We start from the raw sequence: 23,468 nt of genomic DNA, 5'->3' as shown, positions 1-23,468 counted from the left end.
GTGAAATCATGTCCATATTGGTAGCAGCGTTACTCCACGATCCGTTGCAGGTGCAGGAGTCACAGAGAGTGAAGATATTTCATTACGCAACTCTGGAGTCATGTTCACATCAATAGCGGCGAGCGAATACTCAAGCTGTTTTCAACTTCAAACGCCAGTCCGGACGCAAAAAACTGGAGCTTGTAAGCTCCAGTCGCAGTGCAGCACTATTATTTGTTCTTATAAAAGAGCAGTCATTGGTGACTACCTGCTCCACAATTAGAAACTCTTTGCCGCCTCTTTCGCTTTTGCGATGGCTTTATCTTTAATGGATTCCGCTTGGTCCGGCGTAGCCGCCATGCCTTCAACAAAGATGCCTTCTAAGGAAGAAACACCATGGAATTGCATAATTTTTTTCAGGTAGCTGTGACCACTTTCAAAACTGGCAGCAGGTCCCTCGGAGTAAACTCCGCCGCTGGCTTGAATATGAATAGCCTTTTTATCCGTAAGTAAACCGACGGGCCCGCTTTCCGTATATTTGAACGTTTTACCGGCAATGCAGATCGCGTCAATGTAGGCTTTTAGAATCGGTGGAAACGAAAAATTCCACATGGGAGAAACGTAAACATATTTATCTGCTGCCACGTATTGTTCCACAATCTCATTGAGTCTTCCGGTTTTGGATTTCTCCGACGCCGAAAGCTGATCAAACGAAGAACCCGATCTCAGTTTCCCCCATCCGCTAAAAACGTCAGCATCAATATGCGGAATATCCTGCTTGTACAAATCCAGCGTAATGACTTCATCCCGTGGATGGGCATCACGATAAGATTCAATGAATTGTTTTCCTACTGCCATACTAAACGAGGTTTGATGATCATGAGGATGTGCCGTGATATAAAGTACAGTAGCCATTCGGCGGTAACTTCCCTTCTGTATTCATGATGTTTATTCTATTTATCAGGTTTTTCGAAATGAACAAACAACCCTACGCTTCAGGCATTACGATGATCCCCGAAAGGATTCGCGCTGATGAAACCGCGCCATTCTTCCTGATTAACCGTTTTTTCTTGGAGGCCAGCCTGCACACCCTCTGCGATTTCGTCCGCAAACTCGGCAAGGTCGGAGCCGTCGAAATAATGGGGAACATCATTTTCACGCTTCTGCATATATCTTCACCTCCTTGTATTACTCAAGTGCGCTAAGCTATATCATTTACAGAAATATTTGTGACCATTCCAACAACCATATAGACACAAAAAAATAAAGAGCCTTCTCGTGTTGAGACGGCTCTTTTCAGCTTCTAGACAAAATTCAACTTAACTGTTCACGGATTCGCACCGTGATCTGGTGAAACAAATAACAATCCCGTTTCTACAAATATGTCTTTCTGAACTTTTGCGGTGGCAGTCCGTACAGGTGCTTGAACAGCGTGCAGAAATACCTTTCATTATGAATACCGACCAGCTTGCTCAACTGCAGATTGGAATAGTCCTTTTCCTTCAGGAGTGCCAACGCCTTCTCAATCTTGCGACGATTGACATAATCGACGAAGTTTTCGTTCTCCAGCTTTTTGAATAAGGTGCTGAAGTAGGAGGGAACCAGATTGACGTATTCTGCTACCTCGTCCAGCGTCAATCTCTCTGCAATATTGTCCTCGATATACTGCTTAGCTTTGGAAATCTCCGAGCGAACCGGAGCATGCCTCTGGGACAGGCAGTCATTAATGTAAGCCAGCACCCGGCTCCACTGCTGCTCGAACTTCATCCCCTCTTCCAGCACATAAGGAGCAGGATCGACAACCAGCTTCCAGACGACGATCTTTTGTCTGACATCGTCCATGAACTTCCGGAGCAGCACACTCATACGGGGCTCGGGTATATGGTGCTCACGGGCATAATGGGCAATGCGGCTGAGCTTCCCTTTCAAATCATCAAACTTGGTTTCCGGGGCGAGCTTGCGGCTGATTTCCTGAAACCACATCCGGATCGTGTCCTCGTCACCTGGCTGTGCAGAATGTGAGGGCTGCTTGGCATATACCTGCCCTGTTCCTACAGAGTAGTATACATCCCGAAGCAGCTCGGATGCCTGCCCGAACGAATCGGCAGCCGTCGCCCAGCCGTTGCGCCTCGAGCTGAAGCCGACATGAACCACCTGTTTCATATATCTCTGAATATTTTCAATCAGCTCACTGCCGAATTCCCTGCAGCGCTTATAGACGTCGGTCGCATTATCCATCGAGTCCCATGTAACGAAACCGATGATCCGATGGTCCCGAACCTCGCTTACGAAGCCTTGAGCCTTGGCCTGCAGCGTTTCTTCCGCCACATTGAGCATCCCGTACCGAATGATCATCTGATCCGCTTGACCGTATTGCTTCTTGAAGAGAGCCTCGTCGTCAAACTGGATAACGAGGAAGCAATAATCGTTCAATACCGGATTCACTTTCAGCTCGTCGCAATAACGTGGAAAATGGTTCGGATGAATATCTCCCTGCAGCAGCTCGGATACAATCTGTCTGCGGAGCCGGTACAGATTGTCCAGACGGGAGGTGTTAAGCTTGCGCAGCTCCGCTTCCTTCGCCTGCATCTCATGAATCGTCTGCGCCGCACGGTCCAATGCCTGAAAAATATCCGTCTCGGACAACGGTACCTTAACGATATAGTCCTTCACATTCATCCGGATCGCCTGCTTGGCATATTCAAAATCGGAATAAGCGGTCAAAATAATGAAAATGGTTCGTGGCAGCCGTTCCTTAAGAACATCAATCAGCTCAATCCCATTCATACCGGGCATCACAATGTCCGTCAATACGATGTCAGGCTTCAACTCCATCGCCAGATCGATGGCTTCCTGACCTGAATAGGCTTTGCCGATCAGCTCATACTTCCCCTTGTGACCTTCGAAAAACTGCTCCAGGCTGCGAATGATCAAATCCTCGTCATCAACAATCAGGCAGCGGTATTTGTTCATAGCAGATTCTCCTCTCCGTTCCAGGGAAATGTGGCTTTCACGCAGGTTCCCCCGCCCGGCTCGCTTCTGATTTCCAGACCGTAAGCTTCTCCATAATTTAGTTGAATGCGTTGGTGAATATTGATCAGTCCGATTCGTTTACGTTTGTCTGGCTTCACCTGATGGCCCGGAATAAGCAGCAGCTCGCGCTGGCGCTCATTCATCCCGATGCCGTAGTCCTGCACTTCGACCTCTACGTGCCCGTCTGCATAAGCTGCTCTGATTCTTATTTGTCCGGGCACCCTGCCCCCGCTGTAGCCGTGGAACATGCTGTTCTCGACAATCGGCTGCAGCAGCATGCGAAACACAGGGAAATCGTACAGCTCCTCGGTTATGTCCTCAATTACCGTAAATTCGCTGCTGTAACGAATATTTTGAATGAAAATATAGTCCCGGACATTCATCAGCTCATCACGCAGCGTTACTTTCTCGGCCACGTCACCGATGCCGTACTCCAATATTTTAATTAACGATTTAATGATCGGATCGACATGCTGAACCTCACCCAATCTGACCACATTACCGATGGAGCCGAGCGTATTGTACAGAAAATGAGGATTGATCTGCGATTGCAGCACTTGAATTTCGAGCTCCCGCTTCAGTTCCTTGTTGCTGCGCAGATTCTCCACCAATTCATTGATTTGTTTGATCATCTGGTCGAACGTCCGTGAAAGCTCACCGAACTCATCCTTGCGGTTAATCACGAGCGGGATATCCAGAAAGCCCTGTTTGACCAGCTTCATTTTGGTCATCAGATTGCCAAGCGGCTTGCGGATAAACCGCGCCAGTATGCCTGCCGCTATCGCACTGAGCACAAGCCCCATCGCAAGCAGCACGAAATAATAGGGCTCGATGTGCTTGAGGGAGCGTTTATTTAAAGAATCGTTGTATAAGGATAATATCGTCCAGTTGAAGTGTGATGCCGGATATTTGCGCACCGTCCAGTTCTGATTCTGACTTGACCGGAACTGCATCACATTGCCGCTGTGGCTGAGCAGTGCTTTGGAGGACAGACCTCCCAATTGAAACGTGTTGTCCTCTTCGTTCATTTGCCCGGCATCTCCCAGATTGCCCGCGATCATCGTACCATGCTCATCCATAATGACGATGCTGACCAAGTCGTCGCGGTTAATTTGTAGCAGCGTCTTTTCCATGGCCTTCAGATCCATATCGAGTGCAGCCGCCGCCATCGGCTGGGAGCCGTGTAGATAACGCGTAAACGTAACCGTCAATCCCGATTGCTTGGAGACATAGGGCTGGCTGACCATAATGCCGTACCGGTCGGCGGCTGTTTTTTGCAGAAAAACGCTTCGCTCCACGCTCGGACTGTCAAAAGCGGCTGACAGCGGACTTCCTCCAATAATGCTCGTATCATCTTTAATGACATAAACATTCGTTACCAGATTCCAATTCAACTCATACAACTGCTGCAGCTGCGGCTTCATCATTTCCAGGCTCTGCATTCCCGGCGTGTACGATGAATCAACGGCAGACAAAATCGTCTGCAAGGAGGAAAAGCTGAGTGTTATATACTGATCGACCTTGGACAAAATCTGGCTGATGAAAAAATCGTTGTTGGTTCTTATTTCATTTTGAATAAAGCTGTAAGAGAGCTGGCTGACAAAAGTTACCGTCCCGAACATGAACAGGAAACAAAGGAGGAACATTTTGAACGGCATACTGCTGAAACGAAAGCTCATGATGAGGCCCCTCCTGTTCTTGGTTCGTTCAGCCATGCTGAACATGTATGTACTCTTCTATTATATTAAATTAGCGTAGGAGCTTTCGCCAGCTTTTCTTGCATAGACGCAAAACCGCGGAGGAACGGCAAGCTCCCCCGCGGTCGCCCGCTCTAACTAGCGCTTCCTGCGTTTATACTCTGATGATTCGTGCGTGTGAGGTCAGCAAGCTATGGCTTGATACCTGCGTCGCTTAACTGCTTCATTACATCTTCCTTGTATTTTTTATAGTTGAATTTGGCGTCCAGCGTACTGACGTAAGTATCCCAGTTTGCAATCGGCTCTTTGCCAAGAATAAATTTTAGCAGCGTCTCGTTCACATATTTAATGCGGTCGTTATACTGCGTGTCGTTGGCATCGATTAGAACAAACGGATTTACTTTGTTCGGTTTGATATATTTCAAATTCGTCTGATGGAAGCTGTCCGTTTTATCATAGGTGAAATTGAAGTAAAGAGCATCGTTGCCTCGGCGGGGTAGGAAGTAGTTGCTTTGCCACTGCCATTTTTGCACCATATCCTTATTGGCCATATTGTCCTTCAGGCGTACCGGTTTGCCGTCCACCATATCCCACATGATGCCTTTTTGTCCATATGAGAAGTACGGTTGAGCCTCTTTATCTGTATACCAGTACTGCAGCAGGGACATGATGCGCTTGAGCTTCTCCGGGTCCTTGGCCGCTTTTTTGGAAATCGTCCAGGAATTACTCTGGAACTGGGCAAACCCGGCCCATTGATCACCATGAGGTCCCTTCGGCGGAGCAATCGTAATCCAGTCGGGAACTTCCCCAGATACGTCCTTCATCTTTTGCTGGCCAGAAAGCTCCATCGCTCTCCAGTCTCTGTACACGATACCGTACTTGCCGGTCTGCATTTTCTTTTCCAGAGCGGTACCGTCGTTCGTCGTTACCCAATCCGGATCGACCACATTGGAGGTCGCCACTTTATTCATAAACGTCAAAGCTTCCTTCATTCGCGGATCGGTATTGTCGAAGGTGATTTTGCCGTCGATGCTGTCAACCATATTAGGCACCACGCCAAACATCATCATGATGGCATCCCAACCGAAGCCGCTGTTTCCCGGATTGCTGAAATTGCCGTCCTTGAGAATGCCCGAGGCAAATCCGTACGTATCGTTCTTGCCGTTGCCGTCAGGATCTTTTTCTGTAAAGGCTTTCATAACCGTCAGCAGCTCATCGGGTGTTGTCGGAACCTGCAGGTTCAGCTTTTTTAACCAATCATTGCGAATCCACCAACCATTAATGCCATTAACCAGCTCGTACCCGGGCGTTCCGATCGTTTTGCCTTTATATAACATGGAATTCCAGGAGTCCTTGTCAAAACGGTTGTACAGCTCCGGATAACTTTTGAGGATATCATCCAGGTCGGCGACAATCCCTTGATCATAGTATTGAACGGCTGTCAAACGGTCCGTCATAAAAATCATATCGGGAATATCGCCCGATGCGACCATCGTGTTCAGCTTCGGTTTGATCTGATCGGCCGGAGGCACGGTCATCTGCAAATCGATATTGATGGCTTTCTCCAGCATTTGACGAAGTGGATCATCCTCGCGATTGGTAGGCGGCTGGTTGTTAGGCGAAAATCCGCCAGCGTTATACATCGTAATCGTCATTTTTTTATCAAAATTAGTAGCCCCACCCTTGTCCCCAGACGGTGCCGCAGGTGTGCTGGTACCCGTGGCAGCCGGAGTGTTCCCCCCGCATGCCGACAGCATCATAGCAGAGGCGAGCACTAACGAAACGGTTGTGCCGATTTTGTTTTTCTTGTTCATTTTGACCTCTCCTTTATGTTCATACTTATTATTCCTGTTTTTTATTAAACCGGCAAGCCGGATGATACCATATTTATTGTTTTCACTCTTGCTCTTATCTCTGCCTCTTTGTTCTTGCTCTTTGGTTCTTACTCTTTGGTTCTTTGCTTTTGCCCTTCGCCTTTGCTCTTCTCCCTCTAACCCTAGCTAAAGGGTTAGAGGGAGAAGAGCAAGGCATGGCGCGCATGCACGGAGCGGAGTGGCCGTGGTGTTCCGTAGATAGCGGAGCGGTGCCTTTGTTCCCGGATTTCAACCGATAACGCTCTTATATAATAGAAGAAATCCGGGAACAACAGCAATCGCAGGAACACTTCGGCCACGCAGCGATCCCCCTCTCAAGAGCCATCGCCAATCAAACTCTCACCCTTTAACCGCCCCAATCATCACACCCTTGGCAAAATGATTTTGAATAAACGGATACACACACAGGATCGGCACCGTCGATACGATCACAGACGCCATTTGAATCGCCAGCGAGCTGACGGTTGCATCGTTGACCTGTTCCATATTTTGATTTTGCGAGCTGAGGAGAATGTTCCGCAGAATCACCTGCAAAGGCATCAGGTTTGCTTTATTTAAATAAATAACGGCGTCAAAGTAGCTATTCCAATGGCCGACCGCATAAAACAGTCCTATCGTCGCAATCGATGGCAGGGACAAAGGCAGTATGATCGAAAACAGCACCTTCAGTTCCCCGGCCCCATCGACCTTGGCCGATTCCTCGAGTTCAACGGGAAGCTGCTCGAAAAACCCTTTGACGACAACCAGATTGAACACACTGATCAGACCAGGAACAATTAAGGCCCACACCGTATTTGTCAGCTCCAGAGAACGGACGACAATGTAAGTAGGAATCAAACCGCCGCTGAACAGCATCGTGAAAATGACGAACAGCAGCAAGCCGCTTCGACCGGGCAGCGCTTTCTTCGAAAGCACATAAGCGCCCAGTAGTGTAAACAATAGGTTCAGCGCCGTACCGACTATGGTACGAAACAGCGTAATCTGATAGGCGGGCAATATGCCTGAACCGCTGCCAAAAACCGTTTTATACGCGTTAAACGTAACACTCTCGGGAATGAGCACAAGCCCCCGACGGATAACCTCGGACTCAGGTGTAATCGAGATCACCACGACATACAGAAAGGGAAACAGAGTCAAAAGCGCAATCACGGTCAAAATCGAGTAAATGGCAGTGCGGCCCACTTTTTCAGATAAAGTCAATTTAGTCATTGGCGAGCCTCCTTAAAGCGTTCTATAGAACGCTTACTCCGTAAGCATAATCTCTAAGCGTTCCTTAGAACGCTTTCTTCGTAAGCATAATCTTCGAGCGATCCTTGGAACGCTTTCTTGCTAAGCAACTTCTTCAAGCGTTCCAAGGAACGTTGGCTTTACAAATCTATTTTTCACCATATTTGTCCGTCGAATTTTTTGGCCAGCTTGTTCGCTCCAACGACCAGAATAAAGGCAATGACCGATTTGAACACCCCGACAGCTGTCGCCAGACTAATCTGCATTTGTTCGATTCCCTGTCTGTACACCCATGTGTCGATAATGTCAGATTTGTCGGCATTAAACGTGTTCGACATCATAAAAATTTGATCGAAGCCCGCATCGAGAATACTGCTCAACCGAATAATCAACAAAATAATGATTACATTGCGGATACCCGGCAGCGTTATATGCCACAGCTGTCTCCATTTCGAAGCTCCATCTATACGAGCCGCTTCATACAGACTGGGATCAATACCCGCCAATGCCGCCAAATACAGAATCGCGCCCCAACCAACTTCCTTCCAAATATCGGAGCCAATGATCAGTGAGCGAATCCATGAAGACTCGGTGAGAAAAGAGATAGGCTGCAGTCCGTACTGCTTCATAATCAGATTCACAAAGCCGTCCCCCGGAGACAAGAGCGCCACCATCAATCCATAAGCGATAACCCATGAGATAAAATGCGGCAGGTACGTCACGGTTTGCACCGTTTTCTTGAACCACCCGACCGTCACCTCATTAATCAGCAGTGCCAATACAATCGGTGCAACAAATCCGAACAGCAATTTGTAAATGGAAATCGCGATTGTATTGCTCATAATATCCCAAAAGTAAACGCCATTAATAAAATTTCGAAAGTTGTTCAGGCCTACCCACGGGCTGTCCCAAAAGCCAAGCCCGATATTGTAGTTTTTGAAGGCGATTATAATGCCAAACATCGGAACATACTTGAAGATGACAAAATAGATCAGCTCCGGCAGCAGCAGCAAATATAAAATTTTGAATCGCATGATACGTTTCCAGCTGCTTTGCCATTTAGTCTGGACATGGGTCTTGTTGCTTGCGGAAGCCGCAGCAGTTGAGTTCATCGTCATCACCTATGCATCTATATTTTCTTGATGTTCTTATCATAAACGGTAATGGCTCCGGCAACCTCCAATATTTTGACCAATTACTCCAATATTTCTAGAAGTGCGGTGAATAATTCCCACTTCACGATGGAAAAATTCTTCCAATTTATTGAGTTGCCTGGATGACCGCATAGTCCGCAACAAATTTGCGCAGCTCCTGCTCGTCAATCGTAACGCCGAGGCCAGGGTCCGTCGGAACCTGGATGGTTCCTTTGTTCATTGTGAAGGATGCCGTGGAATACTGCTCGGAAGCTTTGAGTGCGTTCGGCTGATATTCGAAAATAAGAAAGTTGGAGATCGCCGCCGAAATATGGACCGTTGCGGCAACCCCAACAGCCTGATGCACACTCAAATGCGGTGCAAAGGCCAGATGGTGGGCCTCCGCCAAATGCGCGATACGCATCATTTCCGTGATCCCGTTGCGCCCCAGATCCGGCTGTGCAACCTCAAGCGCCCCTGCGGTTATCCAATCGCGGAACGTATAGATCGTGCGCAGCGGCTCGCCGACAGCGACAGCCGTATCGATTGCATCAGCCAGCTTGCGGTGACCCTGTATATCCTCAAAGGTGAGCGGTGTCTCAAAAAACAGCAGGTCCAGATCGCCAAGCGCCCGCCCCAGAGAGAACGCCTCCGAATGGGTATATTTGCCGTGCCCGTCCAGCATCAGATCGAGCTTATCAGCAGTATATCGCTTACGGATCGCGCTCAGCATATCCAAATCAGCTGTTTTCCCTTTACCGAACGTATGAATCTTGATCGCATCATAGCCCTGCTCGACGATTCGGTCCACACTCTCCAGCCGTTCCTCCAGCGTCCTGCCCGGTACACTGGAGCAGTAGCAGCGTAGCTGGTCACGGTATTGTCCGCCCAGCAGCATATAAACCGGCAGATTAAACGCCTTGCCCTTAATATCCCAGAAGGCAACATCAAGCCCAGCCATCGCATCAACCAGGTAGCCACCGGTGTAACCGCGCTCGCGGAGCGTATCGAGCATTTTATCCCACAGAAATTGAGTCTCCAGCGGGTTTTCACCGATTACAAGCGGAGCCAGATGACCTTTAATAACAGCCGCAGCAACCTCCGGGTTGGTCGGAGCCAGCAGCTCGCCCCAGCCTTCAATGCCTTCGTCGGTACATACCTTGACGAAGATCGTTTCCAGTTTATCCGAGTAAATGCAGGAGCGTCTTCCTTCATTAATGAAATAATCATCCGTGATGTAGCGCTTCGTATTCGGCGATGCGGTTGGAATCGACGGGATTTTGACGACAAAGACTTCAATCTTCGTAATTTTCATTAGCTGCCTCCATAAGTGTCCGAATTCGGTAGTAGCTTGTACGTTCCTGATTTCCAGCCTGCGCGTAAGTCGTCCCTGAGAACAGCCGATACGGACTGGGCTGTCATGCCTCCATCGATCAGTAAATCCTGCCCTGTAATAAAGGCCGCTTCACCCGAGGCCAGGAATAATACCGCGTTGGCTACGTCCCGCGCCGTGCTGAACCGCCCCAGCGGGTAGCAGTCGAGCGATATTTCCGAGGTTGAGGCAAGCGGCTTCTCCACGCCCTCCTTGAAAGTGATGCTCGGTGATACGCTGTTAACGCGGATTCCCACCGGAGCCAGCTCAACGGCAAGCTGCTTGGTGATGGCCAGAACCGCACCTTTGGACGCACTGTAAGCCGCCAAGGCTGGAACCATCGTATAGGCGTTGACGGACGACAGATTCACAATACTCGCCGGGCTCGACTGCTTCAGCAGCGGCACTGCGTGCTTGCACATCAGGAACAGCGATGTCAGATTAATATCCATCACACGTCGCCAATCGTCCAGCTCCATCTGATCGACTGGCGTTCTTTTCCCCGTCCAGCCTACGTTATTGACGAGGATATCGAGCCTGCTTATTGACCCCAGCCAGCTGGCGATTTGGACTTCATTGCATACATCAAGCTCCGTAAAGCTCGCGCTGCCGCCATTTCGCCCAATTTCCCGAACAGTTTCCAAACCGTTTGATTTATCGAGATCCACGATCAGTACTTCGGCCCCCTCTTCGGCGAACCGCATAGCAATCCCTTTTCCAATTCCTTTGGCCCCGCCAGTAATTACCACTGTTTCCCCTTGCAATCGCATATAATCGCCTCATTGGTATGCGGGAGCTGTCTCCCTTAATCATGCTCCTGCCTGGAATGGCTTCAGTATACCTTAAACAAAATCGCAAAAAGTTCAATATTTATTGAAGTTGTTTCAATATTTATTGAGTTGTTTAGTGGCGTCGACTGCAGCTTAGCAGCGAATAAAAAGGAACTGCGCAAATTCGCAGTTCCTTTGTCGTATACATCGTTATGAGTGAGGCAACTCCATTCCAACTCAAATACCTGTTTAATAATTAGCTGTAATATATCCCATCTTCATGGAAATTTTATCTGTGGCCTCGATCAGAATGGCCGACAGCTCAGCCTCACGTTTGGAGAGATTGATTTCGGATAACGGTCCGGATAAGCTGATTCCGCCTATTACCTTACCGCTGCGGCCTCTGACCGGAGCGGCGATGCAAGCTCTGCCCAGCGCCAGCTCTTCATTCTCTATCGCATAACCTTTCTTTCGGGTTGATTCCAACTGCGACTCCAGCGCTGAAAATTCCGTGATCGTTTTATCGGTATAGGCAGTCATCCCTTCCTCCTTCAATAATGACTCCGCCTCTTCCTTATCCAGAAAAGCGAGCAGAACCTTGCCAATGCCTGTACAATGCAGCGGATTTTTCCGTCCGATCAGCGTGTACATGCGAGGTGACTTGTGGCTGTCCACATGAGCCAGATAAAACATATGAGGCCCGTTCAATATTGCCAGGTTAGCTCCCAGCCCAAGCCGAGTCTCCAAGTCATGAAGCTCGGGTAGCGCCTGCTTGCGGATTTCATAATGATTCAAAGCGATCCCGCCAAGCGAAATAATCGATGTTCCCAAGCGGTAAAAGCCTGTAAGTTCATCCTTCTCCGTATACCCGAGCGATACCATCGTTGTCAGCAGTCTGGAAACGTTACTTTGCGTCAGATTCAGCTTTTTGGCAAAATCGATTACCCGCAGCTCCGGCTGTTCATCGGAAAAACACGATAAAATCGCCAAAGCCCTTGTGACGCTTTGCGTTAACGCTGCTGCGGTTTGCTCCTGCTTCAATACAACCACCCTTTCATTTGAATTCATTGTATAATCTTTGATTCACAACATCAATAAATTGACTATTGAAATATATAATTTCGTATTATACAATCTATTTGCATATTATGATATTAAAAATCAAATTAAGTAGGTGTTTCATGAAAATTACGAGTGTCGACGTATTCCCTTTAAAAATCAGGAATGGTCCGGTGTATTTGGGAACCTCCATCGGCCAATCCGATGAAAGCGATTACTATATTCGTCCTGAATACCGCTCCATCTATTCACGCAATCTGGAAACGCTGCTGGTCAAGATTACAACAGACAGCGGCATATATGGCTGGGGAGAAGCACTGGCCCCCGTTGGGCCGGAGATTGCCGGGGAAATTATCGAACGGCTGTTTAAGAATTTCCTGATCGGGCAGGACCCGCGGGACATCGATGTGATCTGGAGCAGGCTCTACGATTCCATGCGGGAGAGGGGCTACTTCACCGGGTTCATGGTCGATGCCCTGACCGCCGTCGATGTGGCGCTGTGGGATATTCTCGGCAAGTCCGTACAGCTGCCCGTGTATCAGCTGCTGGGCGGCGCTTACCGTCGGGAAATACCAGCTTATGTGTCCGGCATTCCGAAGCAGACGCGGGAAGAACGCATTGAACTGGCACTCGAATGGAAGTCGAAGGGGTTTACGGCAATCAAGCTGCATCTTGGGTTCGGGGTGTATGAGGATGCCGAAATTGCCGCTTACATGCGTGAAGCGCTCGGTCCTCGATTTCGTCTGATGGTTGATGCACACTGGCAATATTCTGTTCCCGAAGCGATCCGGTTAGGTCGGGCGCTGGAGCGATTAAACATTGAATTTTTGGAGGCGCCGACCGCACCAGAGGATATCGAAGGAACGGCTGAAATTACAAGAGCTTTGGACATAGCTATTGCCATCGGGGAGGCCAAACGTACACGCTATCAGTTCAAGGACCGCTTGCTGAAGCGGGCAGCTGACATCTATCAGCCCGACATCGGGCGCACGGGCATTACCGAAGCGCGGAAAATCGCCAACTTGGCCGATGCGTTCAATATTCCTATCGCTCCTCATCTGAGTGTCGGCCAAGGTATCTGTATCGCTGCGACTTTGCATCTCAGTGCCGCGATCTCCAATCTGCTCATTGTGGAGTATCAACCTACGGTGATGACAGCGGCCAACTCGCTGCTTGTCCGACCGCTCGTATGTGAGCAGGGACGTTACCTGCTGCCGGAAGGCCCAGGGCTTGGCGTCGATATTGACGAGGAACAGCTGAGAAAGCATATGAGCGCATAAAAGCCTGCAAGCAGAATTTTCTGACTAAATGAAACATATGGAGGTTATGACTATGAGTCAACAAGTGAAATTAGAAGGCGTTTATCCAATTCTGGCAACACCCTTTACTGAACAAGGGGAGGTGGACGAGAACAGTCTGCGTGAGCTTGTACGCTTTCAGCTTCATGCCAAAGTCGACGGTATTGCTCTGTTCGGCATGGCCAGCGAAATGTATACGCTGCTCGATGAAGAAAAGGCGAGAATCGCTGAAATTGTCGTCGATGAAGTCAAAGGCCAAGTTCCACTCGTCTTCGGCAGCGGTCATACGGGGCTAGAAGTTGCTGTTCAACTAAGCAAACGTGCGGAGAAACAGGGGGCCGATGCGCTCATGGTACTCCCCCCTTACATGGCCAAGCCGGACGGCAAGCGGCTGTACGATTATTTTGCCGCCATTGCCAAAGCCGTGACGATCCCGATCATGATCCAGGACGCACCGCTCGCAAGCGGTGTGAATATGCCTGCTCCCCTGCTCGCCCGTTTGTCCAAGGAATTCGAGAACATCGCTTACGTGAAGGTTGAGGCCCCGCCAACAACTTTGAAGGTAACCGAGGTGCTGGAGCAGTCCGAAGGCCGGCTGACGGTATTCGGAGGAATGAACGGACTTTATTTTTATGAGGAGCTGGGTCGTGGCGCTGTAGGTACGATGCCTGCTTGCGAATTTCCGGAAGTTTGCGTGCGGATTTATCAGGCTTTCAGATCCGGTGATCTGGACATCGCACGCCAAACCTTTTATCAGTATTTGCCGTTCATGCGAATCGGTACGCTCCCTGGTTTTGCGATGGCTGTCCATAAGGAAATACTCCGGACAGGTGGCGTGATCGAGTCTGCCTATGTTCGCAATCCTAATGCACCTATCGACGAACGTATCCGTCAGGAAGCCTTGGATACACTGAAAGATCTCGACCTGCTGGCGCTGCGCTGGCATGAGGTGAAGGCGGCGCGATAAAGCGCATGTAAGACTTATCACCTTTCATAAGCCATAAGGCGTTCTCTGAGGAAGCTTTACTCCGTAACCATCGGCTTGTCGCATGTACCGTTTCCGCTAAACCAGATCCTCGGGTCAGGTTTAGCGGCATATTGAAATGCGCTTCACATTGTTTTAAGTTTTGGCACACTTATTGAAATATCCTTTATAGGGTCAAAATCAAAAACAGTTCTACGAATTGATAAGTTTGATTTCCATTCAACTACACTGGAATAAAGAATTTTTATTTTGTTGGAATATAAATATCAATTTCACCATTTTGATTTTCTAGTGTATGAATATCATTCCAATATTCAATATCAATGGGTCTAACACCATACGTTTTGTTTATAAAATCATAAGTAGTACCGATCTGTGATTCTGCACCTTTATGTATAATTTTGATAAACTGCCCAGGAGACACAGTATGAGTAATCATACCGGTAGGAATCTCGCCATAAGAGGTCACTTCGAAGGCGACCACATGTTGAAATGGCACATGGGGAGTCCATTGACCGTCATGAGGATAAATTTGAATTAAAAAAACTCCTGGACCTTTTCTGTTTTCTATTTCAATCATTCGATTCGTCAAGTCCTCGCGTAATGTTCTCACAATCTTCGTTTCTAAAACATTGTTTAGACTTTCAGTTATTGAAAAACCAACCAACTTGATCTCTTCTTTTTCCACAGTATCGACTTGATAAGTTCTCATTTTAATCTCCTCTCCTGCATATGTAAAATATACCCATTTAAATATTAACGAATATACGTTCGTTTGTAAAGGTTGTAGTTTCGTTATCATCCATCCACATTATAAATCTAATCTAGCGTATCACACTGCACCAATTACCGGATGAGGAACATACGGCTCTTCCAGCGATGCAATTTCTTCAGGTGTTAACATAATCGAAACAGCGGCTACTGCATCTTCGAGATTAGATATTTGGGTAGCTCCGATAATGGGAGCTGTTATTGGTTCTTTCTGCAACAACCAGGCAAGTGCGATTTGAGCGCGAGGAACGCCACGTTTTTCTGCGATTGCTGCCACACGCTCCACAATCAATCGGTCCGTATTTGCCGTCGCATCGTATTTAGATTTCTGAACTTGATCGGTTTCGGAACGATAGGTTGTTTCCGACCAATCACGAGTCAATCTTCCTGATGCGAGCGGGCTATATGGAATCACACCGATTTTTTCTTCCTTACAAAGAGGCAGCATCTCCCTCTCCTCTTCACGGTATATGAGGTTTAAATGATTCTGCATCGACACAAACCGGGTCCACCCATTTTTTTCAGCTACATGTAATGCCTTCAGGAACTGCCATGCGTACATGGCAGAAGCACCAATGTATCTTGCCTTACCAGCCTTCACAACATCATGCAAGGCTTCCATCGTTTCTTCAATAGGAGTATTGTAATCCCAGCGATGGATTTGATACAGGTCTACATAATCTGTTCCCAATCTCTTAAGACTCTTATCTATTTCACTCATGATTGCCTTTCGGGAAAGACCAGCACCATTTGGACCTTGATGCATACGGAAATGTACCTTTGTCGCGAGGACAATTTCATCACGATTGGCATAATCCTTTAGAACCCGGCCAACAATTTCCTCGCTTGTTCCGTCTGCATACACATTCGCTGTATCAAAAAAATTGATACCAAGCTCCAAAGCTTTTTTTATAATAGGACGACTGTTCTCCTCATCTAGTACCCAAGGATGAACCCACCGATCTGCTACGCCAAAGCTCATACAGCCAAGACAAATCCGAGATACATCCAAGCCAGTATTTCCAAGTTTCACATATTCCATTTGATTGTTCCTCACTTTCTACTAGATATTGTTTCCTTCATAAGGTTACAGTTCTCCCTACTCTCCATCATCCTCTTGGCTTAATTCAAAGTCAAAAATATTGTAGTTTTTTTTCGAGGAGGGCTTACAGGTGTAAAACATCTGAAACAATGTGGTATGTCCGTGAAAGACATCAAAACCTATATAGACCTGTGTTTGGTGGGGTATTCTACCATTCAGGAACAATGGACCCCCTACAGCAAATGATCGACAGTTGCAAAGCCATCTAATTTAAAAATTCCATCCTGACAACTTACTTTTGTTATTGAACATTCGGAGATCAAATAACTTTGTTCTGCAAGAAAATTAGGGTGTCTCTTTCGCAATTCCTCCTCGGTGATTACATTTACCAAGAAATCTGTTATCAGACCACCGTGTGTAACAACGATGATGCTATCCTGTGAATGTTCAACTGACAATTCCAATAAGCACAAAGCTAAACGCTCACCTGCTTTCCTTGCAGAATCGCCTGCTGGTGGTGAAAAGTCTCTATCCTGTACGCATCGTTCCCACATCTCAACAAACTCCTCAAATGTTTGTCCAGGTATATCTCCCCAGTTGGCACGCTCTCGCAAACGAATATCCTCTGCAATTGTTGTCTTTGTTTCTTTTGCGATGAACATGGCTGTCTGTTTAGCCCTTTTAAGGGGACTACTCACGATTTTATTAATCGCTATTTCACGAAAATGGTGTGCAGTCGCTTGAGCTTCCAATATGCCTTCGGACGATATAGCGACATCTCCAATCCCCTTTTCTTTTTTAGCATGTCTGACAAGGTAGAAATCAGTGGTCATTTCACGGCCTCCTACGATTTATTTTAATCATATGTATTCGATGTAAGTGTGTTTTAATATTTGTCTAATTAGTCGGTCATTTAATTATACTTGTTTCTCCACTGTCAGCGCCATGTGATGTTTAATTAAAAAGAATTTTTCATCCAAAAATAACTGGCCGTTACGTCTGGCATACAAACTTAGGAGGATGATTATGAAGGCTGTAACTTATCAAGGTGCAAGGAACGCATTGCGAACTATCGAGCCAGCGGTCTTACGTTGGCTGCGTGGTCCAAACCGGGAAACCGGAAACGTCGAAGAGAGATAGGGCTAAATTGGGAACAAATGAAAAAGGAGACCCGTAACCACCGGATCTCCTTTTTTCATTTTCTCAAAACATCCTAAATCATTTAATTGATATGATGACCGAAACTGCCAGAAAAGCAGGTAAGCTGATTCTTCTTCAGTTTAACTCGCTGAATTATACTAAAGTCGTGGAACGGCTGAGCCAATCCCTGAACCGCGTCGTAGTGATGCGCGCATTGTCGCTCGGGACGAGAGATTGATCGTCTAGCTCTGCGCCGAAGTAGCGCGCGTTGATATCTGCAACCACCTGACGTGTATCCTGAATTGCGCTCAAGTATTGTCGGACGAGTTCGTCGAGATGTAGCCTTTCAGGACCAGCTAGCTCGACAATACCATTCACTGGTGCCTCGAGTGTGAAGTCGACCATCGCCGCAGCAACATCATCCGAAACGATAGGCTGCACAAAAGCAGACGGTAATCGAACGGTTTGTCCTTCGGTGGCCGTATAGGCAATGCCGTTGACGAACTCGAAGAACTGCGTTGCACGAACGATGGTATAGGGAATCTTGGAAGCTCTGATCAGGTCTTCTTGGGCCATCTTCGCACGGAAATAACCACTCTGGAGAAGGCGGTCAGTGCCAACAACCGACAGCGCAACGTGACGTTTCACTCCAGCAGCCGCTTCAGCGGCAAGAAGATTTCGACCCGATGTCTCGAAGAACTCCAATACTGCTTTGTCCTCAAACGAAGGCGAGTTCGCCACGTCGACGACAACCTGAGCACCACTAAGCGCTTCAGTCAGCCCCTCAGTAGTGATGGTATTGACGCCTAAGGATGGTGATGCTGCCACTACCTCGTGGCCAAGATTACGAAGGTTGTTAGCGAGTTTTGTTCCAATGAGCCCACTACCACCAATAACTACTATTTTCATGTTGATCCTCCCAGTTTTTAGCCCGTAGTATACTGGCTAGAGATGTCTAAAGCCTTGTACTGTTTTCCTGTGACATTGTCATAGGATGTGCCGCCAAAACTCTGACCACTTAGCAAAGATTCGCCGAAGATCCGGCTCATAAGCCATGTAGTAAGTCGCGCGAAGTGTAATTTGCTTTGGTAATTGGTCAGCTCAGACCTGCTTTAGACAATCCAAAAGCTGCATCAGCCGAGCCCGGTACAGTTTTGAAGCCGACGTTTATACGGTTCCAAGCATTGATCGCCATAATCGAGAATGTCAGATCCGAGATTTCTTTTTCAGACAATTGCCCGCGAACGCGATCATAAACGTCGTCGGGCACACCTTGTTCAGGTAGTTTGGTCAGGACCTCGGTCCATGCCAGTGCAGCCCGCTCGCGTGGAATAAACAGCGTCGATTCCCGCCAAATTGAGATGTGGTAAAGGCGAAGCTCGCTCTCGCCGTGGATCTTGGCCTGCTTGACGTGCATATCCAGGCAGAAACCGCACCCATTGATTTGCGAGGCCCTGATGTGAACAAGATCGAGGATCTTCTCTTCAATTGCGCTGTCTTTCTCGGCGTTGCTGAATTCCATTAATTTTTTAAAAAGTTCTGGTGATTGCTGCATATAATTTACACGTTGTGTCATAACAGTACCTCCTGTGAATTTTTTTGACACTAATAAGACAACTGACGAGTTCAATGTGTGACATCCAACAGGTTTCTATTTTATGGATAAATGCCTCCTCCCCATCAAACATCAAAGTAACCTATCTGGCGCACAAATTTCCCTTTGAAGAAAAGAGCTCAAAGAGATGTATTTTGAATTCAGTTTAAGTGTTGTAATTTATCTGGATTCACTATAATGTAAATCCGCTGAATCGTCATTGATTCAGCGTCCCATTCAAAACATATAACCCCCGTTGGTAGGCCATCTTTCGTTAACAATATCCCTTGTTGTTCATTGACCTCGACTAGCTGGGCCTGTGATTCTGGAAATCGATTTAACGAAAGTACATTCAATAAGTCAAGCACACGTTCTTTACTATATATTGGATTGGTAGCGGCGGACACCTTTCCTCCACCGTCGGCAATCAATATTACATCCTCTGTTAACAAGTCCACAAGTGATTGAACGTTACCATTCGCCAGTGCAGAGATGAAGCGATTCACCAGTTCCTTTTCTTCAATGGGATGTGTTAATAACCATTCATTTTTTTCGGAGGACAAATCCACTTTTTTCTTGACTCGACTGAATATTTTACGGCAATTGACTTCTGTTTTGTTAAACATTTCGCCAATTTCACTATGCTCATATGCAAAGACTTCTCTTAAAATAAACACAGCTCTTTCCATAGGCGTAAGTTTTTCCATAAGAATAAGAAAGGCATAAGAAATCGTATCCTGACGCTCGACGCTCTCAAAGGGACTATGTTCGATGAATTGCACGGTTGGTTCTGGAAGCCAATTACCAACGTAGCTTATTCTTTTTTTTCGCACAGATTTTAATTCGTTCAGACATCGATTGATCATCATTTTGCTTAAGTACGATTTGATATTAATAATATTATCATTTAGATATCCATGAACGCTTATAAACAAATCTTGAACCATATCCTCTGCATCTGATCTAGAACCAAGCATACGGTAAGCAATAGAAAATAAATGAGGCTTGTAGGTTTTATACAAATCTTCGATGTTATCAATTGGTGGATTGTTTGTATGACTTTGCATAGTATACCCCCTTATTGTGACACTGATAAGACAATTGGCGATGTCATTGTGTGACATAAATCAAAGTATTTTTTACAAGAACTCTGGATTCCTAGGGATATTATTATTATACCTCCAGCTATCTATAAAATTTTTATCACTATTTTAGTAATGATAAATAAACCTCTATAGATGTGGAGGTTTGGAGTGGAAACAATCGCTCAATTGGGCTTTTATAGTTTAGACTGGGGAATTTTTAAGGTAAATTTAAAAAGTCCTTCCGCCGTAGGAGTAGCGAAAGGACTTCTGATAGTCAAACACGTGGTGAGTTCTTGCGGTATTGCCAGGCTTGCAGCCAGACAGCTAAGTATTCATTGTTGGCATACGATTATTATTAACCTACCTTGGCACCATGAGAAAGCGAAAACAATACAGATTGCTCTCTATCCATTCTCATACCTGTAATGGTGAATGTTTTAAAATCCACGCCTTCCATTTTAGCCCCTCTTACATCAGTACCTTGTAACTTGGCTTTTGCCAGTATCGCCATAGTCAGATCACAATCTCTTAAATCGGCTTTTTCTAAATTTGCTGCTGACAAGTCTGCTTCATGAAATTTAACCCCACGCAAGTCCTGTTTAACTAATCGGGTATTTCTCAAATTGGTATATGACCAATCGCCTTGAAAAATAGTGATCCCATCCATATTAGAGCCAGAAAAATCCGAACCTGTCATTTTACATATTTCAAATTTAGAAACAAACAGATTTGCTCCGTTAAAATTGCAATTCTCAAACGCGGATTCTTTATGAATAGAGCCATTTAACGATGCTCCACGAAAATCACACTCGATGAAACGGCAGTTACTGGATGTAATCTCCTCTAGTGATCCATTAGAAAAGAAGCAACGATTAAATGTACAACTTAGTAGCTCGCCGTACCTTAAATCTTGTGTGCCAAAGTTTACTCCTTCATATTTTTGATTACTATGCTGAAACATTAGATGCCCCCTATGTATGGTTATTAAGCTGCTTCGTCAATGTCAGATATACTTTTTTTAGTATAGCACACGGCTGTCAAGTACCTGTATGATCTCAACTAAAAGTCAAGCGCTTTATTTTTTCGTATTTATGGTGGGAATGGGTCTTAGTAACGCCTGCAAACAAACGCCGATTTATGCACCATTTAATGCTAACATAGTTTTTTACTTCCGACATCTTTTATCAACATATCGGTTGACAAGAACATTAGGGAATTCCCCCATAGGTTTTACAACAACAAAAATAAGGATGAAACATGCTCACCCTTAATTTTGTTGTTGTAGTATTCGTTATTATCTCCGTATAACACGTTGAGAGCACTTTCCTTCATTAGAATAGAATTATTATCTGGGCAAAAAAATCATGATATCATCAGATGTTTATTGATGCAAGATTATAGCTTACTTTTATCTGCCCGACAGTTTTATTCAAATTTTTCAATGGAATTCCTCTGTTTTATAGAGCAAGCGAAAAAGAGTGCATTTTTTCTATGATAATCTAATTTTTAACTCGGTAGGTGCAGCTTCTTTGAATAATTCTTCACGATTTCCTGATAAGGGTGGATAAATTAGTTTTTGGTTAATGTACTGTTTGATTTTTTTGCCGTCTTCTCCTTGAGACTGGGGAACTCGATCCCAACCATTAGTAACAAGTGCTCCCCAAGGACCTAAATCAAGGCAGGTATTATAAATTTCTTGTTTGTATGGAATTCCTTCCGATCCAAGTAAATCGCATACAACGTTATGTCCGGCAAATTTCCCCTGAGGTATTGCATGCTGACAAGTCATTAGTGCTACATGATTATCATCTGTTTTTGCTCGTGCGGTATCTCCAGCCGCAAAAACAGACGGCAGACCCTCTACTTTCAAATAAGAATCGACGGGTAAACGCCCCAATACATCTTTTTCCACTAGTAAATCTGCCGCTAAAGGACTCGCCTTTACTCCTCCTGTCCAAATTGTTGTAAGTGCAGCAAGACGTTCCCCAGAATCTAAAATTACTACTTTTGAATCAATAGAAGTAACTGTTTCATTAGTATGAATTTCAATATCCATATCAATTAAAGCCTGTTCAATAATGGGTCCTGGGTGTACTCCCAAATCTTTGCCTATGGTAGGATTTCTATCAATTAAGATAACTTTTACTTCTGATTCTTTATTTTCCTTCTTAGCAATCTCTTTTAAGCGAGAAGTCATTTCAGTTGCTATTTCAAGCCCGGTAAAACCAGCCCCAACTACAATCGTAGTATATTTACCCTCAACTTCAGGTAAATCAGGTAGACCATTAATATGCTTGTCAAGATGAATTGCATCTTTTATGGTATCAACAGTAAATGCATGCTCCTTTAGTCCAGTGATCTCGGGAAGTAACAATTGACTACCGGCAGCAATGACTAGCCGATCATAGTTTAATTCAATCTGCTTTTCTTTTTGATTAATAATTATTTTTTGAGATTCGGTATCTATTCGTCCTACTTCTCCTTCAATCAAGCGAACCCCAACCGGTTCAAGTACTTGAATAAGAGGGATACGATAATTGTGTGGATCTTTTTCATAAAAGCGAGGACGCACACTAAAAAAAGAATCACGGTTAATTAAAACAACCTCAACTTCGTTTCCTTCGACTCCTAATTCATGTAATTTTCGTGCTGCACCTATAGCGCTCCACAATCCAGCAAAACCTCCACCAATAATAACAATTCGTTTCATTTGAATCCTCCTTGTATTGTGCTCCAAATTAAACCTCTCTGCTATAATCACTACCATCCTATAGCAAGATTTACTGCCTTTGTCATCGCCTCACTGATAATTTCTTCCGCTTTCTCCGGGTTAATCTCGTGGCCTTCCACATAAAGCGCTTCTAAGTCACTTATACCTACGATACTTAGAACCATCTTCAAATAAGGATGACTGTGATCCATTATCGCTGCGGGACCATGTGAGTAAATTCCACCACTTATTTGAATATGAATGGCTTTTTTATTATTCAAGTATCCAACTGGACCTTTCTCCGTATAATAAAAGGTTTTTCCAACCACTACAAAACTATCAATAAACGCTTTTAAACGTGGGGGAACTCCCCAGTTCCACATTGGGGAAACAAACACATATTTATCAGCGCGAACCACCCTATCTGCGAATTTGTTGAGAGCATTTATTTTTTCTTGTTCGATAAGGTTCAATTCAGCAAAATTCATATTATGCTTACGCATTTTTCTCCAAGCATTGAGTACATCTTCATCAACTGTTTGAAAATCTTCTTTGTATAAATCTATTTCGATAATTTCATCGTCTTTATGTGTTTCACGATAGGACTTAAGAAAACCCTGTCCAATTCTATGTCCTACAGAGTATTCGAATGAGTTGGGATTAGCTGTAATGTAAAGTATTTGTGCCATGATATCCTCC

21 protein-coding genes are annotated in these 23,468 nt (G+C 45.7%); 2 read left to right on the top strand and 19 right to left on the bottom strand.

The annotated features are described in order from the left end of the window. Positions 1 to 258: 258 nt before the first annotated feature. From OB236_RS09160 to OB236_RS09115, 10 genes are all read right to left on the bottom strand, one after another. A complete protein-coding gene (locus tag OB236_RS09160; protein WP_262683694.1) occupies positions 259 to 894 on the bottom strand; it encodes an FMN-dependent NADH-azoreductase in 636 nt (211 codons plus the stop codon). Between the two features lie 80 nt (positions 895 to 974). Continuing rightward, the gene (locus OB236_RS09155; protein ID WP_262683693.1) at positions 975 to 1,148 is read right to left on the bottom strand and encodes a hypothetical protein; all 174 of its coding nucleotides are present in this window, start codon (positions 1,146 to 1,148) and stop codon (positions 975 to 977) included. Positions 1,149 to 1,353: 205 nt separating this feature from the next. Beyond that, positions 1,354 to 2,952, bottom strand: a complete 1,599-nt coding sequence (locus tag OB236_RS09150; RefSeq protein WP_262683692.1) for a response regulator — start codon at positions 2,950 to 2,952, stop codon at positions 1,354 to 1,356. Then, positions 2,949 to 4,691, bottom strand: a complete 1,743-nt coding sequence (locus OB236_RS09145; RefSeq protein ID WP_262683691.1) for a cache domain-containing sensor histidine kinase — start codon at positions 4,689 to 4,691, stop codon at positions 2,949 to 2,951. Before OB236_RS09145 ends, OB236_RS09150 begins: the two co-directional genes overlap by 4 nt. A gap of 209 nt (positions 4,692 to 4,900) precedes the next feature. Beyond that, entirely contained in the window at positions 4,901 to 6,523 is a 1,623-nt protein-coding gene (locus OB236_RS09140) for an extracellular solute-binding protein (protein ID WP_262683690.1), read from the bottom strand. A gap of 399 nt (positions 6,524 to 6,922) precedes the next feature. After that, positions 6,923 to 7,792 carry a carbohydrate ABC transporter permease gene (locus OB236_RS09135; protein WP_262683689.1) on the bottom strand — a complete coding sequence of 290 codons (870 nt, stop codon included), beginning with the start codon at positions 7,790 to 7,792 and terminating at the stop codon, positions 6,923 to 6,925. A gap of 173 nt (positions 7,793 to 7,965) precedes the next feature. Continuing rightward, positions 7,966 to 8,922, bottom strand: a complete 957-nt coding sequence (locus OB236_RS09130) for an ABC transporter permease (protein WP_262683688.1) — start codon at positions 8,920 to 8,922, stop codon at positions 7,966 to 7,968. Positions 8,923 to 9,070: 148 nt separating this feature from the next. Further along, entirely contained in the window at positions 9,071 to 10,258 is a 1,188-nt protein-coding gene (locus tag OB236_RS09125) for a mandelate racemase/muconate lactonizing enzyme family protein (protein ID WP_262683687.1), read from the bottom strand. After that, positions 10,258 to 11,085 (bottom strand): SDR family NAD(P)-dependent oxidoreductase, encoded by an 828-nt coding sequence (locus tag OB236_RS09120; protein WP_262683686.1) that lies wholly within the window; start codon positions 11,083 to 11,085, stop codon positions 10,258 to 10,260. The genes OB236_RS09125 and OB236_RS09120 overlap by 1 nt, the downstream gene beginning before the upstream one ends. Positions 11,086 to 11,334: 249 nt before the next feature. Then, entirely contained in the window at positions 11,335 to 12,126 is a 792-nt protein-coding gene (locus tag OB236_RS09115; RefSeq protein WP_262683685.1) for an IclR family transcriptional regulator, read from the bottom strand. A gap of 140 nt (positions 12,127 to 12,266) precedes the next feature. Here OB236_RS09115 and OB236_RS09110 point away from each other — a divergent pair, with 140 nt between their 5' ends. Both OB236_RS09110 and OB236_RS09105 read left to right on the top strand, forming a co-directional pair. After that, entirely contained in the window at positions 12,267 to 13,424 is a 1,158-nt protein-coding gene (locus tag OB236_RS09110; protein ID WP_262683684.1) for a mandelate racemase/muconate lactonizing enzyme family protein, read from the top strand. A 52-nt stretch (positions 13,425 to 13,476) separates the two neighbouring features. Then, positions 13,477 to 14,409, top strand: a complete 933-nt coding sequence (locus OB236_RS09105) for a dihydrodipicolinate synthase family protein (RefSeq protein WP_262683683.1) — start codon at positions 13,477 to 13,479, stop codon at positions 14,407 to 14,409. 262 nt (positions 14,410 to 14,671) lie between these two features. On the opposite strand, the gene OB236_RS09100 is transcribed toward OB236_RS09105, so the two are convergent. From OB236_RS09100 to OB236_RS09060, 9 genes are all read right to left on the bottom strand, one after another. Then, on the bottom strand, positions 14,672 to 15,139 hold the full coding sequence (locus OB236_RS09100; protein ID WP_262683682.1) for a GyrI-like domain-containing protein: 468 nt from the start codon (positions 15,137 to 15,139) through the stop codon (positions 14,672 to 14,674). Positions 15,140 to 15,259: 120 nt separating this feature from the next. Further along, positions 15,260 to 16,240, bottom strand: a complete 981-nt coding sequence (locus tag OB236_RS09095) for an aldo/keto reductase (protein WP_262683681.1) — start codon at positions 16,238 to 16,240, stop codon at positions 15,260 to 15,262. 233 nt (positions 16,241 to 16,473) lie between these two features. Next, on the bottom strand, positions 16,474 to 17,073 hold the full coding sequence (locus OB236_RS09090) for a histidine phosphatase family protein (protein WP_262683680.1): 600 nt from the start codon (positions 17,071 to 17,073) through the stop codon (positions 16,474 to 16,476). 460 nt (positions 17,074 to 17,533) lie between these two features. Then, positions 17,534 to 18,289: an SDR family oxidoreductase gene (locus OB236_RS09085; RefSeq protein WP_262683679.1), complete on the bottom strand. Its 756-nt coding sequence runs from the start codon at positions 18,287 to 18,289 to the stop codon at positions 17,534 to 17,536. A gap of 187 nt (positions 18,290 to 18,476) precedes the next feature. Next, entirely contained in the window at positions 18,477 to 18,956 is a 480-nt protein-coding gene (locus tag OB236_RS09080; RefSeq protein ID WP_262683678.1) for a carboxymuconolactone decarboxylase family protein, read from the bottom strand. A 179-nt stretch (positions 18,957 to 19,135) separates the two neighbouring features. Then, positions 19,136 to 20,041 carry an RNA polymerase sigma-70 factor gene (locus tag OB236_RS09075; protein WP_262683677.1) on the bottom strand — a complete coding sequence of 302 codons (906 nt, stop codon included), beginning with the start codon at positions 20,039 to 20,041 and terminating at the stop codon, positions 19,136 to 19,138. A gap of 373 nt (positions 20,042 to 20,414) precedes the next feature. After that, on the bottom strand, positions 20,415 to 21,020 hold the full coding sequence (locus OB236_RS09070; RefSeq protein WP_262683676.1) for a pentapeptide repeat-containing protein: 606 nt from the start codon (positions 21,018 to 21,020) through the stop codon (positions 20,415 to 20,417). 528 nt (positions 21,021 to 21,548) lie between these two features. After that, positions 21,549 to 22,769, bottom strand: a complete 1,221-nt coding sequence (locus OB236_RS09065; protein WP_262683675.1) for an NAD(P)/FAD-dependent oxidoreductase — start codon at positions 22,767 to 22,769, stop codon at positions 21,549 to 21,551. Between the two features lie 50 nt (positions 22,770 to 22,819). Next, positions 22,820 to 23,458 carry an FMN-dependent NADH-azoreductase gene (locus OB236_RS09060; protein WP_262683674.1) on the bottom strand — a complete coding sequence of 213 codons (639 nt, stop codon included), beginning with the start codon at positions 23,456 to 23,458 and terminating at the stop codon, positions 22,820 to 22,822. Positions 23,459 to 23,468 lie beyond the last annotated feature (10 nt).

The sequence above is a fragment of the Paenibacillus baimaensis genome, from assembly GCF_025567575.1.
This window is presented reverse-complemented; position numbering and strand designations above follow the sequence as displayed.